12 protein-coding genes are annotated in these 16,030 nt (G+C 69.9%); 6 read left to right on the forward strand and 6 right to left on the reverse strand.

Translation table 11 applies throughout. From position 1 onward, the window contains the following. Nucleotides 1–25: 25 nt before the first annotated feature. From KY5_RS10265 to KY5_RS10275, 3 genes are all read right to left on the reverse strand, one after another. A complete protein-coding gene (locus KY5_RS10265) occupies nucleotides 26–835 on the reverse strand; it encodes an ABC transporter permease (protein WP_418952865.1) in 810 nt (269 codons plus the stop codon). Nucleotides 836–974: 139 nt separating this feature from the next. After that, the gene (locus KY5_RS10270; RefSeq protein ID WP_098247159.1) at nucleotides 975–1,955 is read right to left on the reverse strand and encodes an ABC transporter ATP-binding protein; all 981 of its coding nucleotides are present in this window, start codon (nucleotides 1,953–1,955) and stop codon (nucleotides 975–977) included. A gap of 117 nt (nucleotides 1,956–2,072) precedes the next feature. Next, complete coding sequence (locus KY5_RS10275; RefSeq protein ID WP_098241942.1) at nucleotides 2,073–3,305, reverse strand: NYN domain-containing protein; 1,233 nt, start codon at nucleotides 3,303–3,305, stop codon at nucleotides 2,073–2,075. Nucleotides 3,306–3,634: 329 nt separating this feature from the next. Here KY5_RS10275 and KY5_RS10280 point away from each other — a divergent pair, with 329 nt between their 5' ends. After that, nucleotides 3,635–3,814: a hypothetical protein gene (locus tag KY5_RS10280; protein ID WP_055550308.1), complete on the forward strand. Its 180-nt coding sequence runs from the start codon at nucleotides 3,635–3,637 to the stop codon at nucleotides 3,812–3,814. Between the two features lie 78 nt (nucleotides 3,815–3,892). Here KY5_RS10280 and dnaE read toward each other — a convergent pair whose 3' ends face one another. After that, on the reverse strand, nucleotides 3,893–7,435 hold the full coding sequence (gene dnaE / locus KY5_RS10285; protein WP_098241943.1) for a DNA polymerase III subunit alpha: 3,543 nt from the start codon (nucleotides 7,433–7,435) through the stop codon (nucleotides 3,893–3,895). 180 nt (nucleotides 7,436–7,615) lie between these two features. Here dnaE and KY5_RS10290 point away from each other — a divergent pair, with 180 nt between their 5' ends. The 4 genes from KY5_RS10290 (at nucleotide 7,616) to KY5_RS10305 (ending at nucleotide 12,349) form a co-directional block, all read left to right on the forward strand. Further along, the gene (locus KY5_RS10290) at nucleotides 7,616–8,944 is read left to right on the forward strand and encodes a DUF2252 domain-containing protein (RefSeq protein ID WP_098241944.1); all 1,329 of its coding nucleotides are present in this window, start codon (nucleotides 7,616–7,618) and stop codon (nucleotides 8,942–8,944) included. A 78-nt stretch (nucleotides 8,945–9,022) separates the two neighbouring features. Beyond that, the gene (locus KY5_RS10295) at nucleotides 9,023–9,709 is read left to right on the forward strand and encodes a hypothetical protein (protein WP_098247160.1); all 687 of its coding nucleotides are present in this window, start codon (nucleotides 9,023–9,025) and stop codon (nucleotides 9,707–9,709) included. Between the two features lie 41 nt (nucleotides 9,710–9,750). Next, nucleotides 9,751–10,569 (forward strand): DsbA family protein, encoded by an 819-nt coding sequence (locus KY5_RS10300; protein ID WP_098241945.1) that lies wholly within the window; start codon nucleotides 9,751–9,753, stop codon nucleotides 10,567–10,569. A 124-nt stretch (nucleotides 10,570–10,693) separates the two neighbouring features. Beyond that, nucleotides 10,694–12,349 (forward strand): alkaline phosphatase D family protein, encoded by a 1,656-nt coding sequence (locus tag KY5_RS10305; protein ID WP_098241946.1) that lies wholly within the window; start codon nucleotides 10,694–10,696, stop codon nucleotides 12,347–12,349. Nucleotides 12,350–12,391: 42 nt separating this feature from the next. Here KY5_RS10305 and KY5_RS10310 read toward each other — a convergent pair whose 3' ends face one another. Continuing rightward, nucleotides 12,392–12,961, reverse strand: a complete 570-nt coding sequence (locus tag KY5_RS10310) for a dienelactone hydrolase family protein (protein WP_098241947.1) — start codon at nucleotides 12,959–12,961, stop codon at nucleotides 12,392–12,394. A 43-nt stretch (nucleotides 12,962–13,004) separates the two neighbouring features. Between KY5_RS10310 and KY5_RS10315 the strand changes: the two genes are divergently transcribed. Then, on the forward strand, nucleotides 13,005–14,096 hold the full coding sequence (locus KY5_RS10315; protein WP_098241948.1) for a mechanosensitive ion channel family protein: 1,092 nt from the start codon (nucleotides 13,005–13,007) through the stop codon (nucleotides 14,094–14,096). A 45-nt stretch (nucleotides 14,097–14,141) separates the two neighbouring features. Here the strand turns inward: KY5_RS10315 and KY5_RS10320 are convergent, their stop codons facing one another. Next, the gene (locus KY5_RS10320; protein ID WP_098241949.1) at nucleotides 14,142–15,728 is read right to left on the reverse strand and encodes a Na+/H+ antiporter; all 1,587 of its coding nucleotides are present in this window, start codon (nucleotides 15,726–15,728) and stop codon (nucleotides 14,142–14,144) included. Between the last annotated feature and the right edge of the window lie 302 nt (nucleotides 15,729–16,030).

The raw sequence follows: 16,030 nt of genomic DNA on the forward strand, positions 1-16,030 counted from the left end.
GTGCCAGTACTCCCTGTGCGGCGCGTCACCGGACGGCCGCCCGGCGGTACGCCCAGGTGGCGACGGCCAGCGACGCGACGCCGACCCCCGCGCAGACCGCCAGGTCGAGGGCGACGACCGCCCAGTCCGGATCGGGCCCGAACGTGCGGGCGAAGGCTTCCACGCCGTACGTCGAAGGCAGCAGGTCACGCGCGAACTGGAGCACCGTCGGCATCCTGTCGGCCGGGAGCACACCGAGCAGCAGCGCCGCCGACATGCCCATCTGACCGAGCAGCGTGGCGAGTTCGGGCCGCGGCGCGAGCAGCCCGAGCGCGGCGCCGAGCCCCGCGAGGGCGGCACCGGCGAGCGGGATCACCGCGACGAGCACCCACAGGTGCGTGAGCGGAAGCCCGAAGAGCCCGCAGCCGACAATCGCCGTGACGACGGTGCCGGGCACCGTGAAGGAGGCGTACGCCGCCGCGGCGCCGAGCACCACGGCGGCGGGCGGCACGGGCAGCGTGGCGTAGTGGTCGAGCCCGCCGTCGGCCCGCAGCTGCCCGAAGTACTGCGCGAGCAGGTTGAGCGCGACGAACGCGACGACGAGCACGGAGGAACCGGCGACGACCGCCCGCGCCTCCCCGCCCCCGTCGACGACGCCGCGCATCAGGATCATGATCCCGACGGACTGAAAGGTCGCCACGAAGAGCAGCGGTATCCGCGCGACCCGCGCCCGGGACAGCTGGGCGCGGTAGACGGCGGACAGCGCGGGAAAGAGCCGGGCGGGCGGCCCGAGGGGCGCGGGCCCGTCAAGGTCGTGCTCCGCGCGGCCGCTGTCGACCCGCACGGCGGCTTCCAAGGGAACCGCACTCACCGGACAACCCTTCCGTCTCTGTTCCTACAGGCACTGTTCGGTGCCGGGTAAACGGGTGGGCGGGCGGGAGTGATCCGCCGCGAAGCGGCGGCACAGGAACCGCCCCACCAAGCCGCAGCAAGAGTCACGCCTTCACCAGCCCCCGCCCACTGCCACCCAACGCCAGATAGACATCCTCCAGGCTGGGCGTGGCCAACGTGAAATCGTCAAGAGCGGCAAACGCCGCCCCACCGGTAACCGCCGCGACAGCGGCACGCGCCTCGTCAGGAGCGAGCCGCAAGGACCACCGCCGCCCCGACTCCACCGCAGAGGATCGCAACGCCGCCACCTCGGGAACGTCCAGCGGCGCCCGCTCCCGCCACACGAGCTCCACCCGGACCTCGTCGGCGACCTGCTCCTTGAGCCCGGCCGGAGTGTCACAGGCGATGACCTTGCCCCGGTCGAGCACGGCGACCCGGTCGAGCACGGTCTCCGCCTCGATGACGTTGTGCGTCACGAGGAGCACCGTGGTCCCCCGCTCGGCCCGACGCCGGTCGATCGCCGCCCAGACGGCCCGCCGCGCGACGGGGTCCATCCCGGTGGTCGGCTCGTCCAGGACGAGCAGCGGTCGCTCCCCCACCAGCGCGGTGGCGAAGCAGGCGAGCCGCCGCTGCCCGCCGGAAAGCTTCTTCAGCGGCCGCGAGGCCAGCTCGGTGAGCCCCAGTTCCTCCAGGACGGCGTCCCGCTCGCCCCGCGCCTGCCGTACGTCCAGCCCCCGCAGCCGCGCCGTCGTCTCGACGGCGAGCGACACGGTCAGCTCGTCGAGCGCGGTGGACTCCTGCCCGAGATAGGCGAGGATCCGCGCGGCCCGCTCGGGATGGCGCACGATGTCGTGGCCGAGGATCTCGACGGTGCCGCTGTCGGGCCGCATCAGGCCGGTCAGCTGGCGCACGAGGGTGGACTTGCCCGCGCCGTTGGGCCCGAGCAGGCCGAAGATCTCGCCGCGCCGGACCGTCAGGTCGATCCCGTCGGTGGCGCGGACCTCGGGCGTCGCGGGCCTGCCGCGCCGGGCGCGGGCGGCCGGGTAGGTCTTGACCAGGTCGCGCACCGCGCAGACGGCGTCGATGCCGAGTTCCTGACGGAGTCCCTGTCGGACTGCCGGTGCCGGGCGCGTACTCACGAAGGACGAGCCTACGGGGTCCGCGGGCACGGACGACCCCCGGGGCGCCCCGGGCGCCCCGTGTCAGTCACCGGCGCGGTCCCCCGCGGGCGCGTGCTCCGCGGCCGTGCGCACGTCGATCTCCCGCCAGAAACCGGCCCGGATCGCGTACCGGTCGTGCTCGTCGATCTGGTCGTCCTTGTGGGCGAGCAGGCCGAACCGTGCCGCGTAGCGCAGCAGCTCGCCGTCGACGCGGTGCGGGATGCGGGGGTACATCGTCGACAGCTTCTGCAGGTTGTGCTGTTCGGGGAGGCGGGCCATCCAGCGCCGTGCGAACACCTGTCCCACCTCGTACGGGTCGCCGCCGACGGTGGTGATGTCCTCCTCGCGGTCGGCCCAGCGCTGCTCGGCCGTCGTCAGCTGGGCGAGGGTGGGCAGGGCGGCGATCTCGGGCCCCTCGGGCGCGCCGCCGGGCCGCTCGACCCAGCCCTTGTCGGAGGACCAGCGCAGCGTCGCGTTGGCGGGGTGCTGCGCGGGCTGGGTGCCGGGTCCGCGCAGCGCGGCGAGGTCCTTGGGGGTGGGCACGCCCTTGCCCGGGGGCATCCGGTGCTCGCCGCCGTCGCCGTTGGTCGAGGTCTCCGGGTGCCGGGCGGGGGCCTCCTCGGCGCGCTGGGCGGCGGCCGCGAGGGCGGACTCCGGCAGCGGCGCGGAGAGGATCGCGGCGATCTCGGGGCGCGGCACGGGCGGCGGCGCGCAGACGCCGGTGAGCTCCTTGGGGCGTACGGCCTTGGTGATCCAGGCCCGGTCGAGCACGCGCCGCTCGTCGGCCTCGGCGACCAGGTCCTCGGACTGGTTGTAGTCCCCGTCGGCGGCCTGCACGGCCCACAGGTGGACGGCGACCCCGTGCTCCTTGGCGGCCATCATTCCGGGCAGCAGATCGCCGTCACCGGTGACGAGCACGACGTCGGAGCAGGCGCGGTTGCGGGCGAGCTCGGTCAGCTCGGCGTGCATCGCGGCGTCGACACCCTTCTGGGCCCACCGTCCGTCGCTCCGGGTCAGGGCACCGAGGCGGACCGTCACCCGGGGCATCACGCGCAGCCGCCGGTGCTCGGGCTGCGGCACCCGGTCGGGCGCGCCGTCGAACCAGTAGATGCGCAGCAGAGGGCGCTCGGTGTCGGATTCCGCGCGCTCGCGAAGGCCCTGGATCAGGGCGGTGTGATCGACGGTGATCCGGGACCTGGAAGGCTCGCCCGCGAGGAGACTCGCGGCGGCACCCAGCAGATACCCGGCGTCCACCAGGACGATGCAGCGGTCCACGCGATCCACCCTCTTTCCCTGGAGATTCCCTGGTGTTCATGGAAGTTCCCGAAAAGTGCCCGGAGGTTCCTGGACGTTCCCTCGAAGGCCCACGAAGACACCCCGCAAGGGCAACGAATCAGGGTGTGGGTCCGCGTCGGGTTTCCTTCGAGTCTGCCCGACCCGGCAGAGGTTAACGGCCCGAACTCGATCTTCGGCGTGGCGTATCCGAGGTTCACTCTTCGACGGCCCTTATTACGCACGGTAATTCTCCGAAATGCGCACCTTGATGCCATATGTGAATCTGGTCGCGTCCTGGCCCCCAGATCCCCCTCAGGAGGAAGATCACCATGGCCAAGAACAAGAACCGCAAGCAGGGCGGCCAGCAGAACCGCGCCTCGCAGGCCGAGCAGGCGCAGGAGCAGTCCAAGTCGACCGCGACCGAGGCCCAGTCGCCGCTGCAGTCGCAGGCCCAGGGCAGCCCCGCGGACGTCGCCCGCAAGCACCAGCGGCGCTTCGGCCACAACTGACGGCCCCCGGGCACATGCGAGGGGCGCACCCGGTCCGGGTGCGCCCCTCGCGACGTACGTACGTCAGTCGGTACCCGATCAGCCCGCCAGGCAGGACGCGCCGAGCAGCACCTTCAGATCGCCGAAGAGCGCCGGGTCCGGCTTGACCCGGTGCCGGTCGAGCCGCAGCACGGTGGTCTTCTGCGCCCCCTGGAGCTTGATCCGCACCTCGCTGTTGCCCCGGTGGTGGCTGAGGACCTCGCCGAGGCGGGTGATCATCGGCGGGCTCACCTTGACCGTCGGAATGGTGATGATCACGGGGGCGTTCGTGCCCGCGTTCGACAGGTCGGGGACCTGCATCTCCATCGCGACGAGGCGCGGCACGTCCTCGCGCTTGTCCAGGCGCCCCTTGACGAACACCACGGCGTCCTCGACCAGTTGGGTCGACACCAGCTGGTAGGTGGCGGGGAAGAACATGCACTCGATGGAGCCCGCGAGGTCCTCCACGGTCGCGATGGCCCAGGCGTTGCCCTGCTTGGTCATCTTGCGCTGGAGGCCCGAGATGATGCCGCCGATGGTGACCACCGAGCCGTCGGAGAAGTCACCGCCGGTCAGCTGCCCGATGCCCGCGTCGGCCTTGTCCGACAGGACGTGCTCCAGACCGAAGAGCGGGTGGTCGGAGACGTAGAGACCGAGCATCTCCCGCTCCTGGGCGAGCAGATACGTCTTCTCCCACTCGTCCTCGGAGAACTCCACGTCGAGCCCGAAGCCCGGCTCGTCGCCCCCGGACTCCTCCCCCATCCCTCCGAAGAGGTCGAACTGCCCCTCGGCCTCCTTGCGCTTGACCGCGACCACGTTGTCGATCATCGGCTCGTACTGCGCGGTCAGGCCCTTGCGGGTGTGCCCCATCGTGTCGAACGCGCCCGCCTTGATCAGCGACTCCGTAGTGCGCTTGTTGCAGGCGGTCGCCTCGACCTTGTCGAGGTAGTCGGGGAAGGAGGTGAACTTCCCCTTCGCCTTGCGCGACCGGATGATCGACTCGACCACGTTCGTCCCGACGTTGCGCACGGCCTCCAGGCCGAAGAGGATCACGTCGTCGCCCTGGGCGGCGAAGTTGTGCACCGACTCGTTCACGTTCGGCGGGAGCACCTTGATGCCCATGCGGCGGCACTCGTTGAGGTAGACGGCCGACTTGTCCTTGTCGTCCTTCACCGAGGTGAGCAGCGCGGCCATGTACTCGGCGGGGTAGTTCGCCTTCAGGTACGCGGTCCAGTAGGTGACCAGGCCGTACGCGGAGGAGTGCGCCTTGTTGAACGCGTATCCGGCGAAGGGCACCAGGACGTCCCACAGGGCCTGGATCGCCGCGTCCGAGTAGCCGTTCTTCTTCGCGCCCTCCTGGAAGAGGACGAAGTTCTTCGCCAGCTCCTCGGGCTTCTTCTTGCCCATCACGCGGCGCAGGATGTCGGCTTCGCCGAGCGAGTAGCCCGCGATGATCTGCGCGGCCTTCTGCACCTGCTCCTGGTACACGATGAGGCCGTAGGTGAGGCCCAGCGTCTCCTTCAGGGGCTCTTCGAGCTCCGGGTGGATCGGCGTGATCTCCTGGCGGCCGTTCTTGCGCTCGGCGTAGTTCGTGTGCGAGTTCATGCCCATCGGGCCCGGCCGGTACAGGGCCGAGACGGCGGAAATGTCCTCGAAGTTGTCAGGCTGCATCTGGCGGAGCAGCGAGCGCATCGGACCGCCGTCGAACTGGAAGACACCGAGCGTGTCACCGCGGCAGAGCAGTTCGAAGGTCTTCGGGTCGTCCAGTTCGAGGGAGAGCATCTCCAGGTCGATGCCCTTGTTGGCCCGCACCATCTTGACGGCGTCGTCCATGATGGTCAGGTTGCGCAGGCCCAGGAAGTCCATCTTGAGCAGGCCGAGCGACTCGCACTGGGGGTAGTCCCACTGCGTGATGGTGACGCCGTCGGTGTGCCGCGTCCACAGCGGCGCGTGGTCGACGATCGGCTCGCTGGACATGATCACGCCGGCCGCGTGCACACCCATCTGCCGGACCAGGCCCTCCACACCCTTCGCGGTGTCGATGACCTTCTTCACGTCCGGCTCGTTCTCGTACATCCCCCGGATCTCGCCCGCCTCGCTGTAGCGCGGGTGCTTGGGGTCGGTGATGCCGGAGAGGTCGATGCCCTTGCCGAGGACGTCGGCGGGCATCGCCTTGGTGAGGCGGTCGCCCATCGCGTACGGATATCCGAGCACGCGCGCGGAGTCCTTGATGGCGTTCTTCGCCTTGATCTTTCCGTACGTGCCGATCATGGCGACCTTGTCGGCCCCGTACTTCTCCGTCACATACCTGATCACTTCGACGCGCCTACGCTCGTCGAAGTCGATGTCGACATCGGGCATGGAGACGCGCTCGGGGTTGAGGAACCGCTCGAAGATCAGTCCGTGCGTGATCGGGTCGAGGTCGGTGATGCCCATGGCGTACGCGACGATCGAACCGGCCGCGGAGCCTCGTCCCGGGCCGACCGCGATGCCGTTGTTCTTGGCCCACATGATGAAGTCGGCGACCACGAGGAAGTACCCGGGGAACCCCATCTGGATGATGATGTCCATCTCGTACTCGGCCTGCTTCTGCCGGTCCTCGGGGACACCGCCCGGGTAGCGGCGCTCCATGCCGACCCGGACCTCTTCCTGGAACCAGGTGACTTCGGTGAAGCCCTCCGGGATCTCGAACTTCGGCATGAGGTCGCGCTTCTCGAACATGCCGGTCGTGTCGATCTGCTCGGCCACCAACAGCGTGTTCCGGCAGCCTTCCTGCCACGCGTCCGAGGAGTCGATCGCGTACATCTCGTCCGTCGACTTCAGGTAATAACCCGTCCCGTCGAACCGGAAACGATCCGGGTCGGAAAGGTTCTTACCCGTCTGGATGCACAGCAGAGCATCGTGCGCCACCGACTCGTGCGCATACGTGTAGTGCGAGTCATTCGTCACCAGCGGCGGAATGCCGAGTTTCTTGCCGACCCTCAGCAGGTCGTCACGGACCCGGCGCTCGATGTCGATGCCGTGGTCCATCAACTCCAGGAAATACCGGTCCTTGCCGAAGATGTCCTGGTATTCGGCGGCCGCTTTCACCGCCTCGTCGAACTGGCCGAGGCGCAGTCGGGTCTGGAGCTCACCGGAAGGGCAGCCGGTGGAGGCGATCAGGCCCTCCGACCACTGCGAGATGGTCTCCTTGTCCATGCGCGGCCACTTCTGCAGCCAGCCCTCCGCGTACGCGTCCGAGGACAGCTTGAACAGGTTGTGCAGCCCCGTCTGGTTCGCCGCCCAGATCGTTTTGTGCGTATAACCACCCGAACCCGACACGTCGTCGCGCTTCTGGTGCGGCTGGCCCCACTGGATCTTCCGCTTGTTCCTACGCGACTCCGGGGCGACGTACGCCTCGATCCCGATGATCGGCGTCACGCCCGCCTTCTGCGCCGAGTGGAAGAAGTCGTACGCACCGTGCAGGTTGCCGTGGTCGGACATCGCGATGTGCGTCATGCCCATCTCGTTGGCCGCGTCGAACATGTCCTTGAGCCGCGCGGCACCGTCGAGCAGGGAGTACTGCGTGTGCACGTGCAGGTGCGTGAAGGGCGGCTTGGTCACGGCGGAAGGCCTCCGGAGAACGCTGGGCGACAGGCTGCGGACAGTCTGGGGGGACAGCGTGGAAGTCTAATCCGGAGCACTGACAGTCGCCGGGCACTCGGGGGTACCGTCGTGCGTTGGACCGGTCGAGACACCAGTCCCCCAAGCCACGCACCACCCTGTACCAGGAGGCACCCAGCGATGTCCGTCCCGCAGCCCACTGCCGAACAGCGCGGCGAGCAGATCCTCGCCGTCTTCGGCACCGCGTTCGGCGAGCTGCTGGCCGCGGACCCCGCCGCGTTCCGGGTGAAGTTCCGGAAGATGGCCTCCTCCGCCTTCGCGTTCTACCGGGGCACGGCCTGCCTCTTCTACGCCGACCTGGAGCGCGAGCAGCACGGCGGGCCCTACCTGGACGACCGCACGGGCCGCGTGTGGATCCACGGCGACCTGCACGCGGAGAACTTCGGCACGTACATGGACGCCCAGGGCCGCCTGATCTTCAACGTGAACGACTTCGACGAGGCGTACGTCGGCCCCTTCACCTGGGACCTGAAGCGCTTCGCCGCCTCCATGGCCCTGATCGGCTACTCGAAGGCGCTCAGCGACGAGCAGATCGCCGACCTGGTCCGGGTCTACGCGGCGGCCTACCGCGAGCGCGTCCACGACCTGGCGACGGGCGCCAAGAGCGACGAGGTGCCGCCCTTCACCCTGGACACCGCCCAGGGCCCCCTCCTGGACGCGCTGCGCGACGCCCGCTCCCTGACGCGCTTCTCGCTGCTCGACTCGATGACGGAGATCCGCGACTTCGAGCGGCGCTTCGCGGCGGGCGGCGGCTCCATCGAGCTGGACGCGGCCACGCGCTACAAGGTGCTCGCCGCGTTCGACGGCTATCTGGAGACGCTGCCCGAGTCCTCGCTGACCCGCCCCGACTCCTACCGCGTGAAGGACGTCGTCGGCCGCCGCGGCATCGGCATCGGCTCCGCGGGCCTGCCCTCGTACAACATCCTCCTCGAGGGCAACAGCGACGCCCTGGAGAACGACGTCGTGATCTATCTCAAGCAGGCCCAGACCCCGGCGGTCTCGCGGCACATCACGGACCCGGCCGTGCGCGGCTACTTTCAGCACGAGGGGCACCGCACGGTCATCTCGCAGCGCGCCCTCCAGGCGCACGCCGACCCGTGGCTCGGCTGGACCGAGCTGGACGGCGCGGGCCAGCTCGTCGCCGAGGTCTCGCCGTACGCGGTGGACCTGGACTGGTCGGACATCGACGACCTGGACGAGATCTCCCAGGTGGTCGCCGACCTGGGCCGCGCCACCGCCACGATGCACGCGGCGGCGGACGACGAGAGCGGGCACTCGGACCTGGTGCCGTTCTCCACGGAGCGGGCCATCGACGCCGCGATCGCGGCCGACGAGGGCGGCTTCGCGGACCTGCTCGTGGACTTCGCGCACACCTACGGGGCACGCGCGCGCAGCGACCACCAGATCTTCGTCGACCTGTTCCGCAACGGTCGGATTCCGGGTCTCTGAAGCGTTCGCGGGCCCTTGTGGAACTCATAGGCACCCTTTAGGGACCTCCTACAGGAACACATGGCACACTCCTGGGCGATGGACATATCAGGGACCCAGCTCAGAGCCGTGCGCGCGGCGCTGTTCACGGCGCTCGTCGTGACGCTCTCCGCCGCGTCGCACGTGCTGCTGTCCCAGGTCCCCCTGCCGCTGACCACCGTCGCGGCGATCGCCGCCGCCGTCTTCGCCATCGCGTACGCGATGGCGGGGCGCGAGCGCGGCTACGGGCGCATCGCCGCCCTGCTGATCCCGCTGGAGCTGGCCGCCGACACGGTCTTCACCGCGGGCCAGCACGTCTGTTACGGCGAGGCGGGCGGCCCGGTCGCGGGCCCGCTGCGCTCCGTCGGCTTCGACGTACTGTGCGGCGGCACTCCGCTCGGCACCCCGCTGGCCCGGATGACCGCGGAGGGGCACGACACCGCCGCCGCGCTGCTCTCCGACGCCGACCCCGGTGCCGCCTGGCTGCTCCTCGGCGCGCACGTCGGCGTGGGCCTTCTCGCGGCGGCCTGGTTGCGGCGCGGCGAGCGGGCGCTCGGCCAGCTGCTGCGCGCGGTCGCCGCCGCCACGTTCCGGCCGCTGCTCATCGCGGTCGCCTCGGTGGCCTCGCCTCCCGCTCCCGTACGCCGCCTGCCACGCCCCGAGCGCCGGGTGCGGGCCGTACGGACGCGCCTTCTCGTGCACTTCGTGGGGCGGCGTGGACCGCCGTGCTCGGCCGTCTTCGCCTGAGCACAGCCCCCACGCAGTACACCCACTCGGAGAAAAAGATCATGAGCAAGCGCAACAGCCAGGCCGCCAAGTCCGCCGCCCGTGAGCGGATCCGCGCCCAGCAGGAAGCCGAGCGCAGGCGGGAGAAGCGCAAGCGCGGCATCATCGTCGGCGTCTCGATCGTCGGCGTCCTGGCGATAGCCGGCGGCGTCGGCTACGCCGTCATGCAGTCCAACAAGCCGGGCTACTGGGAAGAGGCGAAGGACGCCAAGCTGGTCAAGCCCGCGAACACCGCGGGCGACAACGGCACGACCGTCGTCATCGGCAAGGAGTCCGCGAAGAAGACCCTCAAGGTCTACGAGGACCCGCGCTGCCCGGTCTGCGCGGCCTTCGAGCAGACGGTCGGCCCGACCCTGGAGAAGGACGTCGAGGACGGCAAGTACAAGATCCAGTTCATCGGCGCGACCTTCCTGGACCGCAACCTGCCCGGCGAGGGCTCCCGCAACGCGCTCAGCGCGCTCGGCGCGGCCCTGAACGTCAGCGACGACGCCTTCCTCGAGTACAAGAAGGCGCTCTTCTCCAAGGAGAACCACCCCTCGGAGCAGGACGACAAGTTCAAGGACGACGCGGTGCTCCTGAAGATCGCCGACGAGGTGCCCGCGCTCAAGAAGAGCAAGACGTTCGAGAAGGACGTCAAGAACGGCACCTTCGACCGGTGGGCCCTGGAGATGTCGCAGAAGTTCGACGACAACAAGGACGGCGTCCAGGGCACGCCCTCCTTCGTCATGGACGGCAAGCAGCTGACCGGACCCGGCTCGAAGAACGCGCCCAGCACGGTCGAGGACTACAAGACCGCGATCGACAAGGCCCTCAAGGGCTGAACCGGACGTAACCGGCTGAACTGACGCACAACACCCCGCGCCGAGAAGGCGCGTGGCAAAAGAGCGGGCGAACTCGTGGAGTTCGCCCGCTCTTTGCGATTACTGATCAGTAAGGTAATCGCCCGTGACCAGTCGATTGAACGCAGACTCACCTGCCAACTCCCTGACGCCCAGACGCCGTAGCGTCGTGAAGGCGGCGGCCGCCACCGCCGTGCTCGCCCCGCTCGCCGCCGTGCCCGCGCACGCCGCCGAAGGGCCCGCGTTCCACCACGGAGTCGCCTCGGGAGACCCGCTGCCCGACGGCGTCCTGCTGTGGACCCGTGTGACGCCCACGCCTGACGCCGTGCCGGGCTCGGGCAAGGGGCCCGAGGCCGAGGTGCGGTGGGAGATATCCGAGGACAAGGGATTCACCCGGGTCGTCGGCCGAGGGAGCACCACGGCACGGGCCGCGTCGGACCACACGGTCAAGGCCGACGTAAGGGGCTTGCGCCAGGCGACCACCTATTACTTCCGCTTCTCCGTAGGGGACGTCCACTCCCCCGTGGGCCGCACCCGCACCACCCCGGCGCACGACGCGGCCGCGCCCGGCGTCCGCTTCGGCGTGGTGTCGTGCGCCAACTGGGAGGCCGGATACTTCTCCGCGTACCGCCATCTCGCGGCCCGCACCGAACTCGACGCGGTCCTGCACATCGGGGACTACATCTACGAGTACAAGACCGGCGAGTACCCCTCCGCAGAGAACGTCGTACGCCAGCACGAGCCGAAGCACGAGATCCTCACGCTCGCGGACTACCGGACCCGGCACGGCGTCCACAAGACCGATCAGGACGCGCAGGCGATGCACGCCACGCACCCGGTCATCGCGATATGGGACGACCACGAGTTCGCGGACAACGCCTGGTCGGGCGGCGCGGAGAACCACTCGGGCGACACCGAGGGCGGCTGGGACCACCGCATGGCGGCGGCCAAGCAGGCCTACTTCGAGTGGATGCCGGTGCGCCCCTCCACCGAGGGCACCGTCTACCGCCGCGTCCGTTACGGCAAGCTGGCCGATCTGCACCTGCTCGACCTGCGGTCGTTCCGCTCCGAGCAGGCGGGCTTCGGCAGCGGCGAGGTCGACGACCCGGACCGTACGATCACGGGCCGCGCCCAGCTCGACTGGCTGAAGTCGGGGCTCGCCGCCTCGGACGCGGCCTGGAAGCTGGTCGGCACCTCGGTGATGATCTCGCCGGTGGCCTTCGGCTCGCTGCCCGCCCACTTCCTCGAGCCCCTCGCGGAGCTGCTCGGCCTGCCCAAGGAGGGCCTGGCCATCAACGCCGACCAGTGGGACGGCTACACGGACGACCGCAAGGAACTCCTCAGCCACCTGCGCGACAACGACATCCGCAACACGGTCTTCCTGACCGGCGACATCCACATGGCCTGGGCGAACGACGTGCCCGCCAAGGCGGCCACCTACCCGCTGTCGCGCTCGGTCGCCACGGAGTTCGTGGTCACGTCGGTGACCTCCGACAACGTGGACGACCTGCTGCACGTCGCCCCGCACACGCTCTCACTGGTCGCGGTCGGCGCCATCAAGGCGGCCAACCGCCATGTGAAGTGGCTGGACATGGACTCGCACGGCTACGGCGTCCTCGACGTCACCGCCGAGCGCTCGCAGATGGACTACTACACCCTCTCCGACCGCAAGGACCCGAAGGCGACCTCGTCCTGGGCCCGCTCGTACCGCACGCTCAGCGGCACGCAGAAGGTCGAGCGGGCGGACGCTCCCGTGCGCTGATCCGCTCGGATCCGCTCAGGTCCGCTCAGATCCCCTGACCGCTCAGAGGGTCTCCAGGAAGCCGAGCGCCGTGCGCCACGTCGCCTCCGCGGCCTGGGCGTCGTAGTCGTCCAGGTCCGGGTCGGTGTAGAGGTGCCCGGCGCCCGCGTAGCGGTAGACCTCCACGTCGGCCCCGGCCCGCTGCATCTGCAGGTACCAGGCGCTGAGCCAGTCGTCCGTCTCGAACGGATCGGGCTCCGCCACGTGCAGCTGCACCGGCAGCTCGTCCACCGTCGCGTTCTCCGCGATGTCGGACGTGCCGTGCAGGAGCAGCAGGCCGCGGGCCTTGTCGTCGCCGAGCGCGAGCGTCTGCGCGGTCGCGGCGCCCAGGGAGAAGCCCGCGTAGACCAGGCCGCGCTCGGAGTAGGGCGCGGCGGCCAGGATGGCCCGCTTCAGGAGCTCGTCCTTGCCGAGCTCGTCCTTGAAGGCCATGCCTTCCTCGACGTCGTCGAAAGTGCGGCCTTCGAAGAGGTCCGGGGTCCACACCTCGTGACCTGCGGCGCGCAGGCGGTCCGCCGCCGCGTGCACCGCGGGCCGCAGCCCGTACGTCGAATGGAAAAGCATGATGTTCATGGGGCCATCGTGCCATCCGCCCCTGCCCCCTACCCTCGGAGGCATGGAGAACGTACTGCGTCCGTTGATCGTGATCGGCGGCTCGGTCGTGCTCACGGTGGTCGTCGGCTGGCTGGCCGACGTGCTGTTGCGCCGGACCGACGAACGGCATCACGAGACCCCGCTGTGGGGCCTGCTGCGCCGCTGCCGCGTCCCCCTGCAAGTCGTCCTGTGCACGGCCCTGTTGAGAGGCTCGTACCGCCAAACGAAGATCATCGAGGACCACTCGGCCGCCATCGGCCGGGTCCTGTCCCTCGTCCTGATCGGCTCCACCGCCTGGCTGGTGGTGCGGATAGCGACCGCCGTCGTCGAGTCCTCGTACACCCGCTACGCCGCGGCCCACCGCGATCCGGCCCGCGTCCGCAGGGTGCGTACGCAGGTGACGCTCATCCAGCGCGTGCTCACCGCGATCGTCGGCGTCGTGGCGGTCGGCGCGATGCTCCTGACGTTCCCCGCGATGCAGGCGGCGGGCACCTCGCTGCTCGCCTCCGCGGGCGTCCTCGGCATCGTCGCCGGTGTCGCGGCCCAGTCCACCCTCGGCAATCTCTTCGCGGGGCTGCAGATCGCCTTCGGCGACATGGTGCGGCTCGGGGACACCGTGGTGGTGGACGGCGAGTGGGGCACGGTCGACGAGATCACCCTGACCTTCCTGACCGTACGCACGTGGGACGAGCGCCGGATCACCATGCCGGTGTCGTACTTCACGTCGAAGCCCTTCGAGAACTGGTCGCGGGGCGGCTCCGAGATGACCGGCACCGTCTTCTTCCAGCTGGACCACTCGGCGCCGATCGTGCAGATGCGCGAGAAGCTCCACGACGTCCTGCGCGACTGCGGGGCCTGGGACGGCAGGGACTGGGGCCTCGCCGTCACCGACACCACACCGAACACGATCCAGGTCCGCGCCCTGGTCACCGCCAAGGACGCGGACGACATATGGACGGTGCGGGTCACGGTCCGCGAGCAGCTGGTGCGCTGGCTCACCGACCGGCATCCCTACGCCCTGCCGAAGGTCAACACGGCCTGGGCCGAACCCACCCCGAACGGCACCCGCCCGCACCCCGTCTCCCCCGAGATCCCGCGCACAGGGCGGGGCTAGCGGACCGGCCTCGACCGGTGGACCGGCCGGGACCGCCCGGCCGGTTCACCGCAGACTGCGTACGTCCAGGTGGTGCAGGACCCGGTCGACGATCTCCGGGTCCGCGCCTGGCTCGCTCCGCGCGGCGAGCACCTCGTGCCGGGCGGCCGACATCATCTCGCGCTGGATCCGCTGGACCGCCTTGAACCGGTCGACGCGCTTGGCGTACCGCTCGCGCCGCTCCTCGTCGACCACGTCCGGGCTGATCCTGGCCCCGATGTCGAACGCCCCGCGCTGCAGCCGCTCGGCGACCTCCTCGGGGAGCTCCTCGACCTCCTCGATCTCCTTGAGGCGGCGCTTGGCGGCCTTGGCCGCCCGCACCGCGAGCTCGCGCTCCAGCTCGCGCTCCGCGTCGGTGTCGGCGCGCACCCCGAGCTTCCGCACCAGCCAGGGCAGCGTGAGCCCCTGGGCGACCAGGGTCGCCATGATGACGCAGAACGCGATGAAGATGATCTCGTCACGGGCCGGGAACGGCGCCCCGTCGTCCGTCTTGAGCGGAATGGCGAGCGCCAGCGCGACGGACGCCACCCCGCGCATCCCCGCCCACCACATGACGACGGTCTCGCGCCAGGTGGTCGGAATGTCCTCGTCGTAGTCCCTGCGCTTGTGCAGCCGCTTGGCGAGCCAGGTGGCAGGCAGGAGCCACAGCAGCCGTACGCCGACGACGACCGCGACGATCACCGCGCCCCAGCCGAACATCTCCGCCTCACGGCCGTCCGCCGTCCCGAAGACGTTGTGCAGCTCCAGGCCGATGAGCCCGAACGCGGCTCCGGTCACCAGCGTGTCCACGATCTGCCAGAACGTCTGCCCGGTGATCCGCCCGAGCACGTCGTCGGCGTCGACGGCCTGCTCGGCCAGGTACAGCGCGGTGGTGAGCACCGCGAGCACCCCGGAGCCGAGCAGCTCCTCTGCGAGCACATAGCTGACGAAGGGCACGAGCAGCGTGAGGCCGGTCTGCAAGGTGGCGTCGCCGAGCAGCCCCATGAGCTTGTTGGTGAGCCAGCCGAGCACGAGGCCGACGATGACGGCGACCACGGCGGACAGCACCAACTGCCCCACCGCGGACGGCCACGAGAACGTCCCGCTCACCATCGCCGCGATCGCCACGTGGTAGAGCACGATCGCCGTGACGTCGTTGAAGAGCCCCTCGCCCTCCAGGATCGACACGAGCCTGCGGGGCAGCCCGAGCGAGCCCGCGACGGCGGTCGCCGCGACCGGATCGGGCGGCGCGACGAGCGCCCCGAGCGCGACGGCCGCGGCGATCGGCAGCCCCGGGACGACCGAGCTGGCCACCGCCGCGACCGCCGCCGTCGTCACGAACACCAGCGCCACGGCGAGCAGAAAGATAGGGCGTTTGTTGGCCGCGAACTGTCTCCAGGAGGTGCGCTGCACGGACGCGTAGAGCAGCGGCGGAAGCACCAGCGGAAGGATGTAGTCGGGCGGAATCTCGACATTGGGCACGAACGGCAGCAGGGCCATGCCGATGCCGGCCAGGGTCATCAGAACGGGCGCGGGCAGCCCGAGCCGTTCCCCCAGCGGCACGGTCACCACGGCACCGAGCAACAAGATGAGCAGCAGCGCCAGTTGATCCACGGAAGCGCCCTCCGGCGGTCGAGACTCGGACGATCAAGACCTCAACCCTGCCACGCATTCACCGCGAACCGGACCAATGCCCCCTCCTCTCTCACTCGCGGCGATGACCTCGCCATTCACGGGGATGAACAGTCCTCGGATGAATCAGGCAAGAACGTGGCCTCCGAGGTCTTCCGGTTGGGCCGCGCCACGGGCACGATGCGGAGGGATTCAGGGACGAGAACCCACGACACATATCTGTCTGGAGCCCGCATGCCCGTCTCGCACCGAGCCATCCCCGGCCCTGCCCTCGGCTTCGGCGT

The organism is Streptomyces formicae (assembly GCF_002556545.1).
Classification (GTDB): domain Bacteria; phylum Actinomycetota; class Actinomycetes; order Streptomycetales; family Streptomycetaceae; genus Streptomyces; species Streptomyces formicae_A.

What these genes read in the sequence shown, in the direction of transcription:
- KY5_RS10280 (WP_055550308.1), top strand. Translation starts at nt 3,635, where the DNA reads ATGGCCAAGAACAAGAACCGCAAGCAGGGCGGCCAGCAGAACCGCGCC.
- KY5_RS10290 (WP_098241944.1), top strand. Translation starts at nt 7,616, where the DNA reads ATGTCCGTCCCGCAGCCCACTGCCGAACAGCGCGGCGAGCAGATCCTC.
- KY5_RS10295 (WP_098247160.1), top strand. Translation starts at nt 9,023, where the DNA reads ATGGACATATCAGGGACCCAGCTCAGAGCCGTGCGCGCGGCGCTGTTC.
- KY5_RS10300 (WP_098241945.1), top strand. Translation starts at nt 9,751, where the DNA reads ATGAGCAAGCGCAACAGCCAGGCCGCCAAGTCCGCCGCCCGTGAGCGG.
- KY5_RS10310 (WP_098241947.1), bottom strand. Translation starts at nt 12,961, where the DNA reads ATGAACATCATGCTTTTCCATTCGACGTACGGGCTGCGGCCCGCGGTG.
- KY5_RS10315 (WP_098241948.1), top strand. Translation starts at nt 13,005, where the DNA reads ATGGAGAACGTACTGCGTCCGTTGATCGTGATCGGCGGCTCGGTCGTG.